This window comes from Pseudomonas sp. PME37.24/025 (assembly GCF_055556615.1).
In genome coordinates, this window is sequence record NZ_JBVHNK010000007.1 from 17,125 (window position 1) to 37,125 (window position 20,001).

Sequence of the window (20,001 nt, forward strand, 5' to 3'; positions counted from 1 at the left end):
CGAGGTCGACAACCGTCAGACCGCTTTCGCGAGCAGGCTCGCTCCCACAGTGGACCGCGTTTCTTCGGGCAACATGCTTTCTAATGTGGGAGCGAGCCCGCGATGATGGCGGCACATTCAACATCAATGCTGGAGACCGCGCCCGCCCTATTACTCGCTGTAAATCATCTTCTTGGTCATGCCACCATCGACCACGAACTCCTGGCCCGTGACAAACCCGGCGTTCTTCGACAGCAACCACGCCACCATCGCCGCCACGTCCTCGACCGTCCCTACCCTGCCCGCCGGATGCTGCGCATGATCGGCGTCGGTCAGCGGTTCGGCACGCCTTGCCGCGGGATCTCGCGCGTCGATCCAGCCTGGACTGACTGCGTTAACGCGAATTTCCGGCCCTAAGCTGATGGCCAAGGCGTGAGTCAGGGCCAACAGACCGCCCTTGCTCGCCGCATAAGCCTCTGTGTCGGGTTCCGACTGTCCGGCACGGGTCGAGGCCAGATTGACGATGGCGCCGCTGTGAGCGCGCAGGTACGGCGCACAGTGCTTGGCCAACAGCATCGGCCCGCTGAGGTTCACCGCCAGCACCCGGTTCCAGTAGGCCAGATCGAGGCTTTCCAGGGTGATGTTGTGCGGGTCGGCCACCGCCGCATTGCACACCAGCGCATCCAGACGCCCGAACTGCCCCAGCACCTCGGCCACGCCCAGTGCCACCTGCGCTTCGTTCGCGACGTCCATGGCGATGAACCAGGCGTTTTCGCCAAGTACCTTCGCCACTTTAGAACCGCGCTCCCGATCCAGATCGGTCAGCACCACCTGCCAGCCTTCACTGACTAGCCAGGCCGCAATCCCCAGACCGATGCCGCGCGCAGCACCGGTGACCAGCGCGACGCGGCCATGGGTACCCGTGGTCGGCGTCGACAACTCGATCACAAGGCAGCCAACCCGCGCGCCAGATCGGCCTGCAGGTCTGCCACGTCTTCCAGACCGACCGCAACGCGGATCAGGCTGTCACGGATCCCTGCCGCTTCACGCTCTTGCGGCGCGAGACGGCCGTGAGAGGTGGTGCTCGGGTGCGTGATGGTGGTTTTACTGTCACCCAGGTTGGCGGTAATGGAGATCAGGCGAGTCGCATCGATAAAGCGCCAAGCGCCCTCTTTGCCGCCCTTGACCTCGAAACTCACGACCGCACCGAAACCCTTCTGCTGACGCTGGGCCAGTTCGTGCTGCGGATGGCTCTTGAGACCGGCGTAATGGACTTTCTCGATACCGTCCTGCTGCTCCAGCCATTCGGCGAGTTGCTGGGCATTGGCGCAGTGCGCCTTCATGCGCAGACTCAGCGTTTCCAGCCCTTTGAGGAAGATCCAGGCGTTGAACGGGCTCAGGGTGGGCCCGGCAGTACGCAGGAAACCGACGACTTCTTTCATCTGCTCGCTACGACCGGCCACTACGCCGCCCATGCAACGGCCTTGGCCGTCGATGAACTTGGTCGCCGAGTGCACGACGATGTCCGCGCCCAACTTCAGCGGCTGCTGCAACGCAGGCGTGCAGAAGCAGTTGTCGACCACCAGCATCGTGCCCTTGGCATGAGCAATTTCCGACAGTGCCTTGATATCTACCAGCTCAGCCAGCGGGTTGGACGGCGACTCGACGAACAGCAATTTAGTGTTGGCCTTGATCGCCGCATCCCAGCCGGACAAGTCCGCCAGGGGCACGTAATCGACTTCGATGCCGAATCGCTTGAAGTACTTTTCGAACAGGCTGATGGTCGAGCCGAATACGCTACGCGAGACCAGAACATGGTCCCCGGCGCTGCACAGGCTCATTACCACTGCCATGATCGCAGCCATGCCAGTGGCAGTGGCCACGGCTTGCTCGGCGCTTTCCAGCGCGGCAATGCGCTCTTCGAACGCGCGCACGGTCGGGTTGGTGTAGCGCGAGTAAACGTTGCCCGGCACTTCACCGGCAAAGCGTGCGGCCGCGTCGGCAGCGGTACGGAAGACGTAGCTGGAAGTGAAGAACATCGGATCACCGTGTTCGCCTTCCGGCGTGCGGTGCTGACCGGCGCGTACGGCCAGGGTATCGAACGCTACGCCTTCGAGGTCGCTGTCCAGCCGACCGGCATCCCAATCCTGACTCATGCTGTCACTCCTTGCCCTGCTCTTGATTTAGAGAGTCTTTAGTAGATACAAAACCGGCCCCTAAGGGGCCGGTAGTTACTCAGTTGTTGTACAGATCAATGATCGCACTGACTGCCTGGGTCTTGACCTTGGAGGCATCGTTGCGTGCCTGCTCGATCTTGTTCAGGTAAGCCTCGTCGACGTCACCGGTGACGTACTGGCCGTCGAACACCGCGCAATCGAATTTCTCGATCTTGATCTTGCCGCCACCGACCGCTTCGATCAAGTCAGGCAGATCCTGATAGATCAACCAGTCAGCGCCGATCAGGTCGGCTACGTCCTGGGTCGAACGGTTGTGGGCGATCAGCTCGTGAGCGCTTGGCATGTCGATGCCGTAGACGTTCGGGTAACGCACGGCCGGTGCCGCGGAGCAGAAATAGACGTTTTTGGCGCCGGCTTCGCGAGCCATCTGAATGATCTGCTTGCAGGTGGTGCCGCGAACGATGGAGTCGTCCACCAGCATCACGTTCTTGCCGCGGAATTCCAGCTCAATGGCGTTGAGCTTCTGGCGTACGGATTTTTTCCGTGCAGCCTGACCCGGCATGATGAAAGTCCGGCCGATGTAGCGGTTCTTCACGAAGCCTTCGCGGAACTTGACGCCCAAGTGGTTCGCCAGCTCCAGGGCCGCGGTGCGACTGGTGTCCGGAATCGGGATGACCACATCAATGTCGTGATCCGGACGCTCGCGCAGGATCTTCTCGGCAAGCTTCTCGCCCATGCGCAGGCGGGCCTTGTAGACCGAGACGCCGTCAATGATCGAGTCCGGACGCGCCAGGTAGACGTGTTCGAAAATGCACGGAGTCAGCGACGGGTTGGTCGCGCACTGACGAGTGTGCAGCTTGCCATCTTCAGTGATGTAGACCGCTTCACCCGGTGCCAGGTCGCGAATCAGGGTGAAACCGAGCACGTCCAGCGAAACGCTTTCGGAGGCGATCATGTACTCGACGCCTTCGTCGGTATGACGCTGGCCGAAGACGATCGGGCGGATGCCGTGCGGATCGCGGAAACCGACGATGCCGTAACCGGTCACCATCGCCACGACTGCGTAACCACCGACGCAACGGTTGTGCACGTCGGTGACGGCAGCGAACACGTCTTCTTCGGTCGGCTGCAACTTGCCGCGCTGGGCCAGCTCGTGTGCGAACACGTTGAGCAGTACTTCCGAATCGGAGTTGGTGTTGACGTGGCGCAGGTCAGATTCGTAAATCTCCTTGGCCAATTGTTCAACGTTAGTCAGGTTACCGTTGTGCGCCAAGGTGATGCCGTACGGCGAGTTGACGTAAAACGGTTGAGCTTCGGCCGAAGTCGAGCTGCCCGCGGTCGGGTAACGCACATGGCCAATGCCCATGTGGCCGACCAGACGCTGCATGTGACGCTGATGGAACACGTCACGTACCAGGCCATTGTCCTTGCGCAGGAATAACCGGCCATCATGGCTGGTCACGATACCGGCAGCGTCCTGGCCGCGGTGCTGGAGGACGGTTAGCGCGTCATACAGCGCCTGATTGACGTTCGACTTACCGACGATACCGACGATGCCACACATGCGACGCAACCCCTACTTAATGGATCTGAACTGAACACAACTCACTGAGGCGTTTTGGCCGTCGGCAAGAGGTGCTCCTTGAACGGTATATCAGCGGGTACGCTGATTCCGCTGGCAAGCCACTGACTGCTCCACCCAAGAATCAGGTTTTTGGACCAGTCTGCGACCAATAGAAATTTTGGCACGAGCTGTGATTCTTTCCACCAGCCGTCCTGCTGTACCGGCCCCAGGCTCAACAGCCCGACCGCCACGACCACCAGCAACACGCCACGCGCAGCGCCGAAGGCCATGCCGAGGAATCGATCGGTCCCGGATAGCCCGGTGACGCGAACCAACTCGCCGATAAGATAATTGATCATTGCGCCTACGATTAAAGTGGCGACAAACATGATGGCACAGCCCGTGATCACACGAGCCGATGGCGTTTCGATGTATCCGCCGAGGTACTCGGACAATGAACCACCGAACATCCAGGCAACGGCTCCTGCGATGATCCAGGTCAGCAGCGAGAGTGCTTCTTTGACGAAGCCGCGGCTAAGACTGATCAAAGCGGAGATGGCGACGATTGCAACGATCGCCCAATCAACCCAGGTAAATGGCACAGTGCAGCCTACAGACAGATAAGGCGGCGCATTTTAGCAGAGCCCATGGCTATCGGTAAGCTGAGATTGTCAGTGCTTTTCAAATCGGGGCAATAGTTTTAACCGCGCTCAGGCTGAAAACGCACCACAAAACCTTTGAGATTCTGCTGGCGACTCAACAAGTCACGCAGACGATCGGCTTCAGCGCGCTCGATCAGCGGCCCGACGAATACCCGATTCTTGCCATCGGCGGAGCGGATATAGGCGTTATAGCCTTGGCTGCGCAGGGTTTTCTGCAGGCTTTCAGCGCTCTCACGGCTCGCCAGGCTGGCCAGCTGCACCGACCAGCTGACCGACAGGCCATTGGCATCGACGCGGCTTGGGGTGGTAGCCGGCTTGCTCGGTGCGGCAGTAATTGGCTGGGCAGGTGCCGGCACAGGCTTGGCGACTGGCGCCGGAGGCGTGACCGGTTTAGCAACCGGCAGCGCTGGTGGCGCTGCCACAGGAGCACTTGGCGCAATCGGTGTCGACGGAGCTTGCTGTGCGGCAATTTCCTCATCGCTTGGCACAGGTTCCTGCGGCAATGCCTGCGGTTCAGGCACCACCACCGGCTCGACCTGCACTTGCGGCACAGCAGGCGCTTGCGGTGCAGCCGGTGCGTCAACCCTCACCTGGCGCTGCTCGTCCTGACGGGAAAACAGCATTGGCAGGAAAATCACCGCCAGCGCCACCAGCACCAGGGCACCGACCATGCGCTGCTTGTACGCCTTATCCAGCAAAGCCATTTGCCGCTTCCTCCGTGGAGTGCCGGGCCAGCCATTCAAGGGCCTCGGCGACACAATAAAATGATCCGAACAACAGAATTTCGTCGTCGCTCGTCGCCTGCGCGCACTGCCCTTCCAGGGCTGCGGCCACGCTGTCATAAGAGGTTACCGAGGCGCCAAGGTTCTGCAACGCCGTGTGCAACTGCTCAACGGGCCGCGCCCGCGGCGAATCCAGCGGGGCGACAGCCCAATGCTGGACACTAGCATTCAATTCACCGACAACACCATCCAGATCCTTGTCCGCCAACAACCCGAACACCGCCAGACGCTTGCCTGCCGGTGGCCGACTGGCCAGACGACGGGCCAGGTATTCTGCCGCATGGGGGTTGTGCCCCACGTCCAGCAACACATTCAGACGTTTGCCCTGCCAGTCGAACTGACGGCGATCAAGACGACCGACCACGCGTGTCGCTTTCAGGGCATCAATAATCTGCGCATCCACCCAAGGCAAACCGAGCAGCAGGTAAGCCTGCAACGCCAGTGCTGCGTTTTCCATCGGTAGATCGAGCAATGGCAGATCATGCAACTCGACTGCACGCCCCTGAGCATCAAGGCCGCGCCATTGCCAGCTGTGATCGGTGATACCCAGGTCAAAATCGCGCCCACGCAGGAAAAACGGGCAATTGAGCTCGCGCGCTTTATCCAGCAGAGGCTGAGGGGGATTCAGATCGCCACAGAGCGCAGGCGCGCCCTGGCGGAAAATGCCGGCTTTTTCGTAAGCCACGGACTCACGGGTATCACCCAGATAGTCCGCATGATCGACGCCGATGCTGGTGACCAGCGCCATGTCCGCATCGACCACGTTGACGGTATCCAGACGCCCGCCCAGACCCACTTCCAGCACCACTGCATCAAGCCCTGCCTGTTGAAACAGCCAGAACGCCGCCAGGGTGCCCATTTCGAAGTATGTCAGGGAAGTGTCGCCACGACCGGCCTCGACCGCCGCGAAGGCTTCGCACAGCTCGGCGTCAGTGGCTTCGACACCATTGACCTGCACCCGCTCGTTGTAACGCAGCAGGTGCGGAGAATTGTAGACACCGACGTTCAGGCCCTGCGACCGCAGCAACGAAGCCACGAACGCGCAGGTAGAACCCTTGCCGTTGGTGCCGGTGACCGTGATCACCCGAGGCGCCGGCTTGCCCAGTCCCATGCGGGACGCTACCTGTTGCGAACGCTCCAGCCCCATGTCGATGGCCGAGGGATGCAACTGCTCAAGGTAGGCGAGCCACTCGCCAAGGGTGCGTTGGATCATATGTTGGCAGGCACCGGCGGAACCACGATCGGCTCGATTGGCGCGGCGACGAATTTTGGCGTCGGCAGGCCCATCATTTGTGCCAGCAGGTTGCCCAGACGCGGACGCAGTTCCTGACGGTGAATGATCATATCGATCGCACCGTGCTCCAGCAGGAACTCACTGCGCTGGAAGCCTTCCGGCAATTTTTCGCGAACGGTTTGTTCGATAACACGCGGGCCGGCGAAACCGATCAGGGCTTTTGGCTCACCAACGATTACATCGCCGAGCATTGCCAGACTGGCGGAAACACCGCCGTAGACCGGGTCGGTCAGTACCGAGATGAACGGAATGCCCTCTTCACGCAGACGCGCCAACACCGCGGAGGTCTTGGCCATTTGCATCAGGGAGATCAGCGCTTCCTGCATCCGCGCACCACCGGAGGCGGCGAAGCAGATCATCGGGCAGCGGTTTTCCAGGGCGTAGTTGGCGGCGCGCACAAAGCGCTCACCAACGATGGCGCCCATCGAGCCACCCATGAAGGAGAATTCGAAAGCCGATACCACGACCGGCATGCCCAGCAAGGTGCCGCTCATGGAGATCAGTGCATCTTTTTCGCCGGTCTGCTTTTGCGCAGCGGTCAGGCGATCCTTGTACTTTTTGCCGTCGCGGAATTTCAGACGGTCAACCGGCTCCAGGTCCGCGCCCAGTTCGGCACGGCCTTCAGCGTCGAGGAAGATGTCGATGCGCGCGCGCGCGCCGATGCGCATGTGGTGGTTGCACTTGGGGCAAACGTCCAGGGTCTTTTCCAGCTCCGGACGATACAACACCGCCTCGCAAGACGGGCATTTGTGCCACAGACCTTCAGGCACCGAGCTCTTCTTGACCTCGGAACGCATGATCGAAGGGATCAGTTTGTCTACTAACCAGTTGCTCATGCTTTCTTTCTCCAGTACCGGTGGCCCGAACGCTCTGGTTCGCAGCCCCGCGTATGCCCTTGACCTAAATTCATGTATGTAGCGATGATCGATGGATTGCCGGGTCTGCGAGACGCGACCGGCGTACAACCCAAAAATTCTCAGCCATGCCTGCTTTGTGCAGGTGCACCTCTTTTGTACAGAGCAGTGGACGGCGGCAGTCTGCCAGCCGTCACATCAACGACGTGCTACCGCGTACCGCTTTGATGAATGCCTGAATCTTTGCGTGATCCTTGATGCCCTTGCTCGCCTCTACTCCACCGCTGACGTCCACCGCATAAGGCCGAACCCGGGCAATCGCCTCGGCGACGTTGTCCGGCGTCAAGCCGCCCGCCAGGATGATCGGCTTGCTCAGGCCTTGCGGTATCAGTGACCAGTCGAACGCTTCGCCGGTTCCGCCAGGAACACCTTCGACGTACGTATCGAGCAGGATCCCGCTGGCACTGGCGTAGGCATCGCAAGCTGCTGCGATGTCGTCGCCGGCCTTGACCCGCAACACCTTGATGTAGGGCCTGTGCCAGCTTTCACAGTCGGCCGCGGTCTCGTCACCATGGAACTGCAACAGGTCCAGCGGCACGGCGTCGAGGATTTCCCCCAGCTCGCAGCGGCTGGCATTGACGAACAAACCCACGGTGGTCACGAACGGCGGCAAGGCCTTGATGATCGCCCTCGCCTGCTGGAATGTTACGGCCCGTGGGCTTTTGGCGTAGAACACAAATCCTATGGCATCAGCCCCGGCCTCGACCGCCGCCAACGCATCCTCTATGCGGGTAATCCCACAAATTTTGCTGCGAACGGCTGACATGTCGATAGAACCTCAGGACAAATCCGGGAAAGTCCCGGATGGTAACAAAAGCGTTCGAGGGCGTCAGCCGTCAAGTTCCGAGAAACCGGTGAGGAAGTGTGGGCCGATGTAACGCTCGGGCAATTCGAACTCGTCGCGATACTCGACCTGCACCAGATATAGGCCGAACGGATGGGCCGTCACCCCGCCGGAACGACGCACACGACTTTCCAGGACTTCCTTCATCCACTCCACGGGACGCTCGCCGGCGCCGATGGTCATCAGCACCCCGGCAATGTTGCGCACCATGTGGTGCAGGAACGCGCTGGCGCGGATATCCAGCACGATCATTTTGCCATGGCGCGTGACGCGCAGGTGATGCAGCTCCTTGATCGGCGACTTGGCCTGGCACTGGCCGGCGCGGAATGCGCTGAAGTCGTGGGTGCCGACCAGATACTGAGCAGCCTCGGACATGCGCTCGACGTCCAGTGGACGGTGATTCCAGGTGATTTCTTCGTTCAGGTGCGCCGGGCGGATCTGATCGTTGTAGATCACGTAACGATAACGACGGGCGATGGCCTTGAACCGCGCATGGAAATCCGCCGGCATAACCTTGGCCCAGCTGACGCTGACGTCGTGCGGCAAGTTGATGTTGGCACCCATGACCCAAGCCTTCATCGAACGCTCGACCTGGGTGTCGAAATGCACCACTTGCCCGCAAGCATGCACACCGGCGTCGGTGCGTCCGGCGCAATGCAGCGACACGGGTGAGTCGGCGACTTTGGACAAGGCCTTTTCGAGGGTTTCCTGCACCGTGGCCACACCGGAGGCCTGACGTTGCCAGCCGCGATAACGCGAACCTTTGTATTCAACGCCCAACGCGATCCGAAAAAAGCCGTCGGCCGCCATTTCGGCGGCCGGATTATCTATGTTTGCCAAAGGGTGACAGCCTGCTGATCTACGCAAAGGCAGGCATTATAGGGCCGCCGGACCGGGATGCCAGAGCTGAGTGTTTTTTGTGAACTGTCGGGTCGGGATTTGTGCCGGGGCTGAGGCCCCCATCGCGGGCAAGCCTGCTCCCACAGGATCAGGGCTGTTCGCATCGTTTGTATCCGACACCAATCCCTTGTGGGAGCGGGCCCGCCCGCGATGACGGCGCAACTGTCGACATTGATGTCGAATCTGACGGTTCGCCTCACATCACCACTCAAACAAAAACGGCAGCCTCGATGGGCTGCCGTTTTGTTTATGCCTTACCGATGACTCACGCCAGACGCGAGAGCATTTCCTTGGCTTCGCTTTTCTGACCGGTATCGCCCTCGGTCACCACCTCATTGAGGATATCCCGAGCGCCGTCGTTGTCGCCCATGTCGATGTAGGCCTGGGCCAGGTCGAGTTTGGTGGCGACTTCGTCAGTGCCGGAGAGGAAATCGAAGTCCGGTTCATCAGCCGCGGAGGCCAAAGCATCTTCCTCAGTGAAGCTCGGCTCACCGAGGCTCTGGGACAGGCGATCCAGCTCTGCATTGACGTCGTTGAGTTCGTTTTCGAAGGCGTCAGGCTGATCCGGGGTGGCGTCCATTTCATCGGCCAGTGACAGGTCGAAATCCGCAGGCAACTCCAGGTCATCGAGCGTCGGCTCGGTCACGGATGGCGCTTCGGCGACAGGCAAGTCCTTGAGATCTTCATCCAGACTCAGCAGGAAGTCGTCTTCGGCCAGCGTTGCCGGGGAGGCATTGCCACCCAGATCCATGTCCAGGTCGAAGTCCGACAGATCGTCGAGGTTTTCCTTGATTTCAGTCTGTTGCTGCAACACCGACTCAAAACTCAGGTCGTCGTCCAGCGGGAATTCGTCCAGCTCAGCCAGAGCTTCTGGTGCTGGCTCTGGCTCTGGTGCTGGCTCTGGTTCCGCCGCAACGGCAGGCAAGATTGGAGTAGCCGCCTCCAGATCGTCCAGACTCAGATCGAATGCACTGTCGAAGTCGGACAATGCCGGTTCCGGGGCTTGCGGTTCGTCCAGCAGCAGGTCCTTGACGTATTGCGCGTCCAGCTCGGCGGCGATTGCCGCGGCGGCCAGACCACCCGCAACTGCGACCGCCATCGCGGGGAAGCGGTTTTTCAACTCTTCGACCCGGGCGAAGTTATCGCCGTTTGCTACCAGTTGACGCTCCTGGGCGACGAATGCATCGCGGTCGCCCTGCTGACCGTAGACTTCCATCAGCTTCAAGCGCAGGTCACTGCGTTGCGGCTCTTGCTTGATAGCGTCTTCCAGCAATGCGGCGGCTTGATTCAGACGACCGCCCACAATGTGCGACTGCGCCTGAGCCAGTACGTCGTCGGAACGATCGGAACGCTCGGCGGCAGGCGACACCAGTGGCGCAGCGATCGGCGGCGTCACCACAACCGGAGCAATCACCGGGGCCGGTGCAGGCGCTGGTGCTGGTGCTGGTGCTGGTGCGGTCGCAAGTTTCACACTCGGCGGCGGAACTTCCAGGCCTTCGAAGCTGCTTTCTGGCAAGTCTTGGTCGACGGAGAACTCTTGCTCCTCCTCCAAGGCACGGGCCATGCGCAGATGCTTCTCGGCCTCTTGCTGAGCTTTGCGGCGGCGGGCCAGCAACAGCAGCAAGAGCAGCAGCACCACCGCACCGCCACCTACCAGCCCCAGCAGGATCGGGTTGGTCAGCAGCTCGTTGAATTTCTGATCATCGGATGTCGCAGGCGTTGGCTCGACAGCTGGCGCCGGAACGGCTTCTGGTGCAACAGCCTCTGGTGCAGGTGCCGCGTCCGCAGGCGTTGCCGCAGGGTTGGTCGCCAGCTCAGCCGACATCGCCGGAGCGGTCGCCGGCGCACCCGCGCCGCCTTCGGCCTGCAGTTTGGCCAACTGATTGTTCTTCAGTTCGATCAGGCGTTGCAGCTTGTCCAGCTGACTTTGCAGATCGTTCATGCGGCTTTTCTGTTCAGCGTTGTCACGACGAGCCGTGTCGAGGCTTTCCTGGGTGACGGCCAGCTTGTCGCTCAACGCTTTCGCATCACCGGCGGCACCTTTGCCACGACCCTTGCCGGTGTCGGCAGAGACCAGGCTCAGTTTGTCTGTGGCGGCTTGCGAGGAAGCACCTTCACCGCGAGCGCGTTTGGTGGCGTCGAGTTGCTGCTGACCGGTTCCCGGTTTCGCCACATAGCGACGGCCCTGACGCCAGGCGGTGTTCTGCGCGGCGACTTCAGCGATAGCCTTGGGTTGCGCCAGGTTGGTGCTCTGAACCTGATCAGGCAGACGCAGCACCTGACCGGTTTTCAGCCGGTTGATGTTGCCGTCGATGAACGCATCCGGGTTCAGCGCCTGGATGGCCAGCATGGTCTGCTGAATCGAACCGCCGTTACGCGCCTTCGCGGCGATTTCCCACAGGGTATCGCGCGGCGTGGTGGTGTGTTGCGATGGCTTGGTGGCGCCGGTGACTGGTGCGGTCACTGTTTGGGATGGTGCCGGTTGCGCGGCCGCATCGGCGGTCTGCGGCGAGAATTTGGACGGATCGAGCAGCACGCTGTAATCGCGCAGCAGACGACCGTTGGGCCACATTACCTGAACCAGGAATTTCACCATCGGTTCGGACAGCGGTTTGCTGGACGTGACGCGCAGGATGCTTTTGCCGCTGGCGTTAAGTACTGGAGTGAAGGTCAGGTCGTTGAGAAACGCCTGACGATCGACACCGGCTTTGGCGAAATCTTCGGACGAGGCCAGGCTCGGCACCACTTCGGCAGCCGTGAGGTCCTTGACGTCGAGCAACTCGATTTCTGCTACCAGAGGCTGGTTCAGCGTCGATTTCAGGGTCAATTCCCCGAGCCCGAGGGCATGCGCCATACCGGAGGACAGCGCCGAGGCGGCCGCTATTGCTAACACCAGTTTGCGAACTTGAACCATAACCTCTTCCTTTGTTTGAACATTCCTCGGCCAGCGAGAAGGTGTTGATTGCCGCTGCCGTAAGGCATTGCGCGCGGCGACGAAGGGTCGTCGCGCGCGATTATTTCATTCATGCAATGGAAAGCCCTGCGGGGTGGCTCACCTTAAGCATTCCGGCCAAGCATGACGCTCGACGGGAATCATTCGATAAATTGTTGCCAAGTATCTTTTACAGCAGGTCTTTTATCAACAATTCAGCCACCTGCACAGCATTGAGCGCGGCCCCTTTGCGTACGTTATCTGACGTCAGCCACACATTAAGTTCCGCCGGATCGTCGATCCCGCTGCGAACCCGACCAACGTAAACCACGTCCTGTCCTACCGCATCGCCTACCGGAGTCGGGTAATCGCCCGCCTCGACCAGCTCGATACCGGGTGCCGCTTCCAGAGCTGCGTTGACTTTCGCCAGGTCGACAGCGCTCGATGACTGCAAGGTCACGCTAAAGCTATCGCCGAAAAACACCGGAGCTTGAATGCAAGTGACGGAAATCTTTAATGAAGGCAGCGCCATGACCTGACGCAGCTCGCGAACCAGGCGTTTTTCCAGCAGCGTATGACCCTGAGCATCAGGCGTACCGACTTGCGCCAGCAGGTTAAAAGCCATCTGCCGATCGAAGAACGCTGGCTCCAACGGGCGCACATTGAGCAACTCGGCGGTTTGCCGGGCCAACTCGGTGACCGCTTCGCGGCCTTGGGCAGAGACCGCCAGACACGCCGTCAGGCTGATGCGTTGCAGGTCGAGCAAACCGAGCAACGGCGCCAGCACCACCGCCAGCGTTGCGGCCGAAGGGCTTGGGCTGCTGACCTGGAAAGGCTTCTTCAGGCCGGCAAGAATTTCAGCGTTGGCCTCAGGCACCACTTGCGGCGCCTGATCGGCCGGCAAGGCGCCGGACAGGTCGATCAGCGAGCAACCGGCGGCTGTGGCACGCGGAGCGAAACTGAGGGTCACTGCCGGGCCAGCGGCGAAGAACACCAACTGGACTTTGCTGAAATCGAACTCATCGACTTCCCGCACCCGCACGTTCTTGCCGCGAAACGGTACCGAATGCCCGGCCGATTCACTGCTCGCCAGCAGGTGCAGGTTACCGACCGGAAAATCCCGCTCTTCGAGAATCTGGACGAGTGTTTCGCCGACAGTACCGGTGGCGCCGATCACGGCAATATCGAAGGACTGGCTCATGGTTCTACCTCTGGCGAAACGGGGGAGCGGCACTTTACCGGGTGGTTGGCGTGCAGGCAATTTCTGCCAAGGATTTGTGGCGCCTTTACCGGTCTCATCGCGGGCAAGCCCGCTCCCACAGGTTTTGAGGGGCTCCCATATTTTGCATACGACCCCAACCTTGTGGGAGCGGGCTTGCCCGCGATGACGGAATAGCAGCCAACCGAGCACTCTCAGACTGTCGCGCATAAAAAACCCGCACCTCTTTCAAGGCGCGGGCTCTTCATTACTTCAACAGATCAACGCTCAAGCAGAATCCGCAGCATGCGACGCAGCGGTTCGGCCGCGCCCCACAGCAGTTGGTCGCCGACGGTGAAAGCGCCGACGAACTGCGACCCCATGTTCAGCTTGCGCAGACGGCCAACCGGCACGTTCAGGGTACCGGTAACCTTTGTAGGGCTCAGCTCCTGCATGCTGATCTCACGGTTGTTCGGCACCAGCTTGACCCAAGGGTTGTGCTGGCTGATCAGCCCTTCGATGTCGGCGATCGGCACGTCTTTGTTCAGCTTGATGGTCAGCGCCTGGCTGTGGCAACGCATGGCGCCGATGCGCACGCAGATGCCATCCACCGGGATCGGGCTCTTGAAGCGACCGAGGATCTTGTTGGTCTCGGCCTGGGCCTTCCACTCTTCGCGGCTCTGACCGTTCGGCAGTTCCTTGTCGATCCACGGGATCAGGCTGCCAGCCAGTGGCACACCGAAGTTTTCGGTCGGGTACGCGTCGCTGCGCATGGCTTCGGCAACACGACGGTCGATGTCGAGGATGGCGCTGGCCGGATCGGCCAGTTGATCGGCGACAGCGCCGTGGGTCACACCCATCTGCTTGATCAGTTCACGCATGTGCTGCGCGCCGCCACCAGAGGCCGCCTGATAGGTCATGGCGCTCATCCACTCGACCAGACCGGCTTCGAACAAGCCACCCAGGCCCATCAGCATCAGGCTGACGGTGCAGTTGCCGCCGATGTAGTTCTTGGTGCCCGCGTCGAGCTGCTGGTCGATGACCTTGCGGTTCACCGGGTCCAGCACGATGACCGCGTCATCCTGCATGCGCAGGCTGGAAGCGGCGTCGATCCAGTACCCCTGCCAGCCGGCTTCACGCAGTTTCGGGAAGACTTCGCTGGTGTAGTCGCCACCCTGGCAGGTCAGAATCACGTCGAGGGTTTTCAGCTCTTCAATGCTGTAAGCGTCCTTGAGCGGAGCAATGTCCTTGCCCACGGACGGGCCTTGGCCACCGACATTGGAAGTGGTGAAAAACACCGGCTCGATAAGATCGAAATCCTGCTCTTCCAGCATCCGCTGCATGAGCACGGAACCGACCATACCGCGCCAACCGATCAGACCTACACGTTTCATCGCAACTACACCTTCTTAAAAGTGGGCCGCTGCTTTCACGGTTGAAAGTTGCAGCGGGCCAAAGAGATTACAGATTCCGCAGCGCGGCGACTACTGCATCGCCCATTTCCTGCGTACCGACCTTGGTGCAACCAGCCGACCAGATGTCGCCCGTGCGCAGGCCCTGATCCAATACCAGGCTCACGGCCTTCTCGATGGCATCGGCCGCATCCTGCAGATTGAAGCTGTAACGCAGCATCATCGACACCGACAGAATGGTCGCCAGCGGGTTGGCAATGCCCTTGCCAGCGATGTCCGGCGCCGAACCATGGCACGGCTCGTACATGCCTTTGTTGTTGGCATCCAGCGACGCCGACGGCAGCATGCCGATGGAGCCGGTGAGCATCGACGCTTCGTCGGAAAGAATGTCGCCGAACAGGTTGTCGGTGACGATCACGTCGAACTGCTTCGGTGCACGCACCAGTTGCATGGCCGCGTTGTCGACGTACATGTGACTCAGTTCGACGTCCGGGTAGTCCTTGGCCACTTGCTCGACAACTTCACGCCACAGTTGACTGGAGGCCAGCACGTTGGCCTTGTCTACCGAGCACAGCTTCTTGCCACGCACGCGGGCCATGTCGAAACCGACACGGGCGATTCGGCGGATTTCAGTTTCGCTGTACGGCAGGGTGTCGTAGGCCTGACGCTCGCCGTTTTCCAGTTCACGCACACCGCGTGGCGCGCCGAAGTAGATGCCGCCGGTCAGTTCACGGACGATCAGGATGTCCAGACCGGCCACGATTTCTGCCTTCAGGCTGGAAGCCTCGGCCAGTTGCGGGTACAGGATCGCCGGACGCAGGTTGCCGAACAGGCCCAGTTGCGCACGGATTTTCAGCAGGCCGCGCTCAGGGCGGATGTCACGCTCGATGGTGTCCCATTTCGGACCGCCCACGGCGCCCAGCAATACCGCATCGGCGGCACGGGCACGGGCCAGGGTTTCGTCGGCCAGCGGCACGCCGTGCTTGTCGATGGCGGCGCCACCGATCACGTCATGACTCAGCTCGAAGCCCAGGCTGTACTTGTCGTTCGCCAGCTCCAGCACCTTGACCGCTTCGGCCATGATTTCCGGGCCAATACCGTCACCCGGGAGAATCAGAATCTGCTTGCTCATGCTTTCCTCATGTCATCAGTCGGCACGCCCGTGGGCACACCCGGAAAAATTCTATCGCTCGGTGCTTACGTTTTAGAGCTTATGTTTCAGAGCTTATCGTTCAGCCATCAGCACCAGCACATCTGTACTGAACGAACCATCGGCCTCAATCTCAAAATATTCGCGTACTTCGTTGCCCATCGACTGCTGCAACTCGAGGATCGCCGCGCGCATCACCTGCGGCGTGCGCATGCGCTCAACCCAGGACGTATATTCAAGGCGCAGCCGTTGGCGCGTGGTGCTGCGGGTATGCAACCCCGCCTCGCTGACCTGACGCAACCACTCACCGGCAGAATAATCGCGCACGTGGCTGGTGTCGCGCAGCACTTCGACGCTTTGCAGGTAAGTGTCGAACAACGGGCTGCCCGGCGACAATACATCGATGAACGCCGCCACCCCGCCCGGCTTCAGCACCCGACGAACTTCGCGCAGGGCCAGCCCGAGATCGCTCCAATGGTGCGCCGAATAACGGCTGAAGACGAAATCGAACTCGCCGTCAGCGAACGGCAAGCGCTCGGCGGCACCCAGTACGGTGGACACGTTGCTCAAGCCGCGATCGACGGCAGCAGCGGCCACCACGTCGAGCATCTGCTGAGACAAATCGTAAGCCACCACTTCCTTGACCAGCGAAGCCACGTGAAAACTCACATGACCGGCGCCGCAACCGAGGTCGAGCACGCGAGCATCGCCCTGCCCCGCCAGTTCAGCCTGTAGCAACGCGAATTCAGTGCCTTGAGCGTGTACAGCGCTGCTCAGATAGGCCGAGGCCTGTTCACCGAATTGCTTTTGTACCACTTGGCTGTGCTTGGCGGTGCTGGTCATGGGGACTTCCGTTTTGGGGATTAGTCTTGTGTTGTCTGGGTGGGCCTCTTCGCGGGCAAGCCTCGCTCCTACAGGAATTTGCGGTGTTCACAAAACCTGTGGGAGCGGGCTTGCCCGCGATGAGGCCGGTACTGCCTAGATAAACCCGAATCAATCACGCGTCGCGAAACAACCACGGCTGACTCGCGCGATGCTTGGCTTCAAACGTCGCAATCGCCTCGTGGTCCTGCAACGTCAGGCCGATATCGTCCAGACCGTTGAGCAGACAATGCTTACGGAACGCGTCAATCTCAAAACTCAACACTTTGCCATCTGGGCGGGTCACGGTCTGAGCTTGCAGGTCAACCTGCAACTGATAGCCCGGAGTCGCCTCAACTTGCTGGAACAGCTCATCGACTTCAGCGTCGCTCAGGATGATCGGCAGCAAGCCGTTCTTGAAGCTGTTGTTGAAGAAGATGTCGGCATAGCTCGGCGCGATGATGCTGCGGAAACCGTACTCTTCCAGCGCCCACGGCGCGTGTTCGCGGCTGGAGCCGCAACCGAAGTTCTCGCGAGCCAGCAATACACTGGCGCCCTGATAACGCTCGGCGTTGAGGACGAAGTCCTTGTTCAACGGGCGCTTGGAGTTGTCCTGATACGGTTGCCCGACATCCAGGTAACGCCACTCATCGAACAGGTTCGGGCCGAAACCGGTGCGCTTGATCGACTTCAAGAACTGCTTCGGAATGATCTGATCAGTGTCGACGTTGGCACGATCCAAAGGCGCGACAAGACCAGTGTGCTGGGTAAAAGCTTTCATGCTGCGCTCCTTTAGATCAATTCACGGACGTCGATGAAACGACCGTTCACAGCGGCGGCGGCCGCCATGGCTGGGCTGACGAGGTGCGTACGGCCACCGGCGCCTTGACGGCCTTCGAAGTTACGGTTGGAGGTCGACGCGCAATGCTCGCCGGATTCCAAACGGTCCGGGTTCATCGCCAGGCACATCGAGCAACCCGGCTCGCGCCATTCGAAACCGGCTTCGAGGAAAATCTTGTCCAGGCCTTCGGATTCGGCCTGAGCCTTCACCAGACCCGAACCCGGCACCACGATGGCCTGCTTGATGGTCGAAGCCACTTTGCGGCCCTTGGCGATCACGGCAGCGGCGCGCAGGTCTTCGATCCGCGAGTTGGTGCAGGAGCCAATGAATACGCGATCCAGCTGAATGTCGGTGATCGCCTGATTGGCGGTCAACCCCATGTACTTCAACGCGCGTTCGATGGAACCGCGCTTGACCAGGTCCATTTCCTTCGCAGGATCGGGAACATTCTGGTCCACAGCCAAGACCATCTCAGGCGAGGTGCCCCAGCTGACTTGCGGCTTGATCTGGGTCGCGTCGAGCTCAACGATGGTGTCGAATTTGGCGTCGGCGTCGGAAACCAGGTCTTTCCACGCTTCGACAGCCAAGTCCCACTCCGCGCCTTTCGGAGCAAATGGACGGCCTTTCACGTAAGCCACGGTTTTTTCGTCGGCGGCCACCAGACCTACACGAGCGCCGGCCTCGATCGCCATGTTGCAGATGGTCATGCGGCCTTCAACGGACAAGTCGCGAATCGCGCTACCGGCGAACTCGATGGCATGGCCATTACCGCCGGCGGTGCCAATCTTGCCGATCACCGCGAGGACGATGTCCTTGGCGGTCACGCCAAACGGCAATTGGCCTTCGACTACGACCTGCATGTTTTTCATCTTTTTCGCGACCAGGCACTGAGTGGCGAGTACGTGCTCGACCTCGGAAGTGCCGATACCGTGAGCCAAGGCACCGAATGCACCGTGAGTCGAGGTATGGGAGTCGCCGCAAACCACGGTCATGCCCGGCAAGGTTGCGCCCTGCTCCGGGCCAATGACGTGGACGATGCCTTGGCGGACATCATTCATCTTGAATTCGACGATGCCGTATTCGTCACAGTTATCGTCGAGGGTCTGGACCTGCAAACGCGAGACCTGGTCGACGATCGCTTCGATGCCGCCCTTGCGCTCCGGGGTAGTCGGAACGTTGTGGTCCGGGGTCGCGATGTTGGCATCGATGCGCCAAGGCTTGCGCCCGGCCAGACGCAGGCCTTCGAAGGCTTGCGGCGAGGTCACTTCGTGGATGATGTGACGATCGATGTAGATCAGCGCCGAGCCATCGTCGCGCTGCTTGACCAAATGCGAATCCCAGAGCTTGTCGTAGAGCGTTTTGCCGGCCATCAGACGGTTTCCTCATCAGCTTGTTTCTATGCCCCGGATCTTGAAAGTTTCAATAACCCCTTGGCTTGTGAGGTCGATCCTAGGGGGTTACATTAAATAACTCAAATTCATATTTTTTATGCTTTGCATAACCAACTGGAATACAACCGAGACATCATCATGGACCTCGCCAACCTCAATGCTTTTATCGCGATTGCCGAGACCGGAAGCTTCTCCGGCGCCGGCGAACGGCTGCACCTGACGCAACCCGCCATCAGCAAGCGCATCGCCGGCCTGGAGCAGCAATTGAAGGTGCGGCTGTTCGATCGACTGGGCCGGGAAGTCAGCTTGACCGAAGCCGGTCGCGCCCTGCTGCCACGGGCCTATCAGATCCTCAATGTACTGGATGACACCCGCCGCGCCCTGACCAACCTGACCGGCGAAGTCTCCGGTCGTCTGACATTGGCCACCAGTCATCACATTGGCCTGCACCGTTTGCCGCCCTTATTAAGGGAGTTCACTCGACGCTACCCACAAGTGGCGCTGGATATTCAGTTCCTCGATTCGGAAGTGGCCTACGAAGAAATACTCCATGGCCGCGCCGAACTGGCGGTAATCACTCTTGCACCGGAGCCACACGCGCTGGTCAAGGCCACGCCCGTGTGGGACGACCCACTGGATTTCGTGGTCGCCCCGGAGCATTCGCTGATCGCTAACGGTCCGGTCAGCCTGGCGGATATCGCCCTGCACCCCGCGGTTTTCCCCGGCGGCAACACCTTTACCCACCACATCGTGCAGCGCCTGTTCGAGGCCCAGGGCCTGACGCCGAACATCGCCATGAGCACGAATTATCTGGAAACCATAAAGATGATGGTCTCGATCGGCCTGGCCTGGAGCGTTTTGCCGCGCACCATGCTGGACGATCAAGTGGCGCGCATACCTTTGCCGGGCATACAGCTCACTCGCCAGCTAGGCTATATCCTGCACACCGAACGGACGCTGTCGAACGCGGCACGGGCCTTCATGGCTCTGCTGGATGCACAAATCGATCAGCCAGGGACTCGCGGCTAAGCTGTGCTTCTTCTTTTTGTGCTACGCCTATAGAGCCCCAAAACCCTGTGCCTAACGCCCAATTCAGCCCA

Annotated in this window: 17 protein-coding genes; 1 reads left to right on the forward strand and 16 read right to left on the reverse strand. The window is 60.4% G+C overall.

What is annotated here, in order from left to right; all coding sequences use genetic code 11:
- Positions 1-150: 150 nt before the first annotated feature.
- The 16 genes from ACZ3HH_RS13905 to leuC all read right to left on the reverse strand — a co-directional run bounded on the left by ACZ3HH_RS13905 (position 151) and on the right by leuC (position 18,880).
- Complete coding sequence (locus ACZ3HH_RS13905; protein ID WP_465805390.1) at positions 151-927, reverse strand: SDR family oxidoreductase; 777 nt, start codon at positions 925-927, stop codon at positions 151-153.
- Positions 924-2,135 carry an O-succinylhomoserine sulfhydrylase gene (locus ACZ3HH_RS13910; RefSeq protein WP_048395135.1) on the reverse strand — a complete coding sequence of 404 codons (1,212 nt, stop codon included), beginning with the start codon at positions 2,133-2,135 and terminating at the stop codon, positions 924-926. Before ACZ3HH_RS13910 ends, ACZ3HH_RS13905 begins: the two co-directional genes overlap by 4 nt.
- 79 nt (positions 2,136-2,214) lie before the next feature.
- On the reverse strand, positions 2,215-3,720 hold the full coding sequence (purF, locus tag ACZ3HH_RS13915; RefSeq protein ID WP_007905939.1) for an amidophosphoribosyltransferase: 1,506 nt from the start codon (positions 3,718-3,720) through the stop codon (positions 2,215-2,217).
- Between the two features lie 41 nt (positions 3,721-3,761).
- Positions 3,762-4,322, reverse strand: coding sequence for a CvpA family protein (locus tag ACZ3HH_RS13920; RefSeq protein WP_460146684.1), 561 nt, complete (start codon positions 4,320-4,322; stop codon positions 3,762-3,764).
- A gap of 98 nt (positions 4,323-4,420) precedes the next feature.
- The gene (locus ACZ3HH_RS13925; RefSeq protein WP_465805393.1) at positions 4,421-5,086 is read right to left on the reverse strand and encodes an SPOR domain-containing protein; all 666 of its coding nucleotides are present in this window, start codon (positions 5,084-5,086) and stop codon (positions 4,421-4,423) included.
- Positions 5,070-6,377, reverse strand: coding sequence for a bifunctional tetrahydrofolate synthase/dihydrofolate synthase (gene folC, locus ACZ3HH_RS13930; protein WP_465805395.1), 1,308 nt, complete (start codon positions 6,375-6,377; stop codon positions 5,070-5,072). Before folC ends, ACZ3HH_RS13925 begins: the two co-directional genes overlap by 17 nt.
- Positions 6,374-7,294, reverse strand: a complete 921-nt coding sequence (gene accD / locus ACZ3HH_RS13935) for an acetyl-CoA carboxylase, carboxyltransferase subunit beta (RefSeq protein WP_056744405.1) — start codon at positions 7,292-7,294, stop codon at positions 6,374-6,376. The genes folC and accD overlap by 4 nt, the downstream gene beginning before the upstream one ends.
- Positions 7,295-7,505: 211 nt before the next feature.
- Entirely contained in the window at positions 7,506-8,138 is a 633-nt protein-coding gene (locus tag ACZ3HH_RS13940) for a phosphoribosylanthranilate isomerase (protein ID WP_465805397.1), read from the reverse strand.
- 63 nt (positions 8,139-8,201) lie between these two features.
- Positions 8,202-9,026: a tRNA pseudouridine(38-40) synthase TruA gene (gene truA, locus ACZ3HH_RS13945; protein ID WP_217857957.1), complete on the reverse strand. Its 825-nt coding sequence runs from the start codon at positions 9,024-9,026 to the stop codon at positions 8,202-8,204.
- Between the two features lie 355 nt (positions 9,027-9,381).
- Complete coding sequence (locus ACZ3HH_RS13950; RefSeq protein WP_465805399.1) at positions 9,382-12,030, reverse strand: FimV/HubP family polar landmark protein; 2,649 nt, start codon at positions 12,028-12,030, stop codon at positions 9,382-9,384.
- A 208-nt stretch (positions 12,031-12,238) separates the two neighbouring features.
- Positions 12,239-13,249: an aspartate-semialdehyde dehydrogenase gene (locus ACZ3HH_RS13955; protein ID WP_460146689.1), complete on the reverse strand. Its 1,011-nt coding sequence runs from the start codon at positions 13,247-13,249 to the stop codon at positions 12,239-12,241.
- A 278-nt stretch (positions 13,250-13,527) separates the two neighbouring features.
- Positions 13,528-14,640 (reverse strand): aspartate-semialdehyde dehydrogenase, encoded by a 1,113-nt coding sequence (gene asd, locus ACZ3HH_RS13960; RefSeq protein ID WP_007935182.1) that lies wholly within the window; start codon positions 14,638-14,640, stop codon positions 13,528-13,530.
- Positions 14,641-14,707: 67 nt separating this feature from the next.
- Positions 14,708-15,790: a 3-isopropylmalate dehydrogenase gene (gene leuB, locus ACZ3HH_RS13965; protein WP_008007203.1), complete on the reverse strand. Its 1,083-nt coding sequence runs from the start codon at positions 15,788-15,790 to the stop codon at positions 14,708-14,710.
- A 93-nt stretch (positions 15,791-15,883) separates the two neighbouring features.
- Positions 15,884-16,651, reverse strand: coding sequence for a class I SAM-dependent methyltransferase (locus ACZ3HH_RS13970; RefSeq protein WP_465805402.1), 768 nt, complete (start codon positions 16,649-16,651; stop codon positions 15,884-15,886).
- Positions 16,652-16,805: 154 nt separating this feature from the next.
- The gene (gene leuD / locus ACZ3HH_RS13975) at positions 16,806-17,450 is read right to left on the reverse strand and encodes a 3-isopropylmalate dehydratase small subunit (protein ID WP_007905962.1); all 645 of its coding nucleotides are present in this window, start codon (positions 17,448-17,450) and stop codon (positions 16,806-16,808) included.
- An 11-nt stretch (positions 17,451-17,461) separates the two neighbouring features.
- On the reverse strand, positions 17,462-18,880 hold the full coding sequence (gene leuC / locus ACZ3HH_RS13980; protein ID WP_367372129.1) for a 3-isopropylmalate dehydratase large subunit: 1,419 nt from the start codon (positions 18,878-18,880) through the stop codon (positions 17,462-17,464).
- Positions 18,881-19,039: 159 nt separating this feature from the next.
- Between leuC and ACZ3HH_RS13985 the strand changes: the two genes are divergently transcribed.
- Positions 19,040-19,930 (forward strand): LysR family transcriptional regulator, encoded by an 891-nt coding sequence (locus tag ACZ3HH_RS13985; RefSeq protein ID WP_007905966.1) that lies wholly within the window; start codon positions 19,040-19,042, stop codon positions 19,928-19,930.
- Positions 19,931-20,001 lie beyond the last annotated feature (71 nt).

Excerpts from the sequence above, each read along its gene's own strand:
- ACZ3HH_RS13910 (WP_048395135.1), bottom strand. The coding sequence starts at position 2,135 with ATGAGTCAGGATTGGGATGCCGGTCGGCTGGACAGCGACCTCGAAGGC.
- truA (WP_217857957.1), bottom strand. The coding sequence starts at position 9,026 with ATGGCGGCCGACGGCTTTTTTCGGATCGCGTTGGGCGTTGAATACAAA.
- leuC (WP_367372129.1), bottom strand. The coding sequence starts at position 18,880 with ATGGCCGGCAAAACGCTCTACGACAAGCTCTGGGATTCGCATTTGGTC.
- ACZ3HH_RS13925 (WP_465805393.1), bottom strand. The coding sequence starts at position 5,086 with ATGGCTTTGCTGGATAAGGCGTACAAGCAGCGCATGGTCGGTGCCCTG.
- ACZ3HH_RS13985 (WP_007905966.1), top strand. The coding sequence starts at position 19,040 with ATGGACCTCGCCAACCTCAATGCTTTTATCGCGATTGCCGAGACCGGA.
- accD (WP_056744405.1), bottom strand. The coding sequence starts at position 7,294 with ATGAGCAACTGGTTAGTAGACAAACTGATCCCTTCGATCATGCGTTCC.
- leuB (WP_008007203.1), bottom strand. The coding sequence starts at position 15,790 with ATGAGCAAGCAGATTCTGATTCTCCCGGGTGACGGTATTGGCCCGGAA.
- asd (WP_007935182.1), bottom strand. The coding sequence starts at position 14,640 with ATGAAACGTGTAGGTCTGATCGGTTGGCGCGGTATGGTCGGTTCCGTG.
- purF (WP_007905939.1), bottom strand. The coding sequence starts at position 3,720 with ATGTGTGGCATCGTCGGTATCGTCGGTAAGTCGAACGTCAATCAGGCG.
- ACZ3HH_RS13950 (WP_465805399.1), bottom strand. The coding sequence starts at position 12,030 with ATGGTTCAAGTTCGCAAACTGGTGTTAGCAATAGCGGCCGCCTCGGCG.
- leuD (WP_007905962.1), bottom strand. The coding sequence starts at position 17,450 with ATGAAAGCTTTTACCCAGCACACTGGTCTTGTCGCGCCTTTGGATCGT.
- ACZ3HH_RS13955 (WP_460146689.1), bottom strand. The coding sequence starts at position 13,249 with ATGAGCCAGTCCTTCGATATTGCCGTGATCGGCGCCACCGGTACTGTC.
- folC (WP_465805395.1), bottom strand. The coding sequence starts at position 6,377 with ATGATCCAACGCACCCTTGGCGAGTGGCTCGCCTACCTTGAGCAGTTG.
- ACZ3HH_RS13940 (WP_465805397.1), bottom strand. The coding sequence starts at position 8,138 with ATGTCAGCCGTTCGCAGCAAAATTTGTGGGATTACCCGCATAGAGGAT.
- ACZ3HH_RS13970 (WP_465805402.1), bottom strand. The coding sequence starts at position 16,651 with ATGACCAGCACCGCCAAGCACAGCCAAGTGGTACAAAAGCAATTCGGT.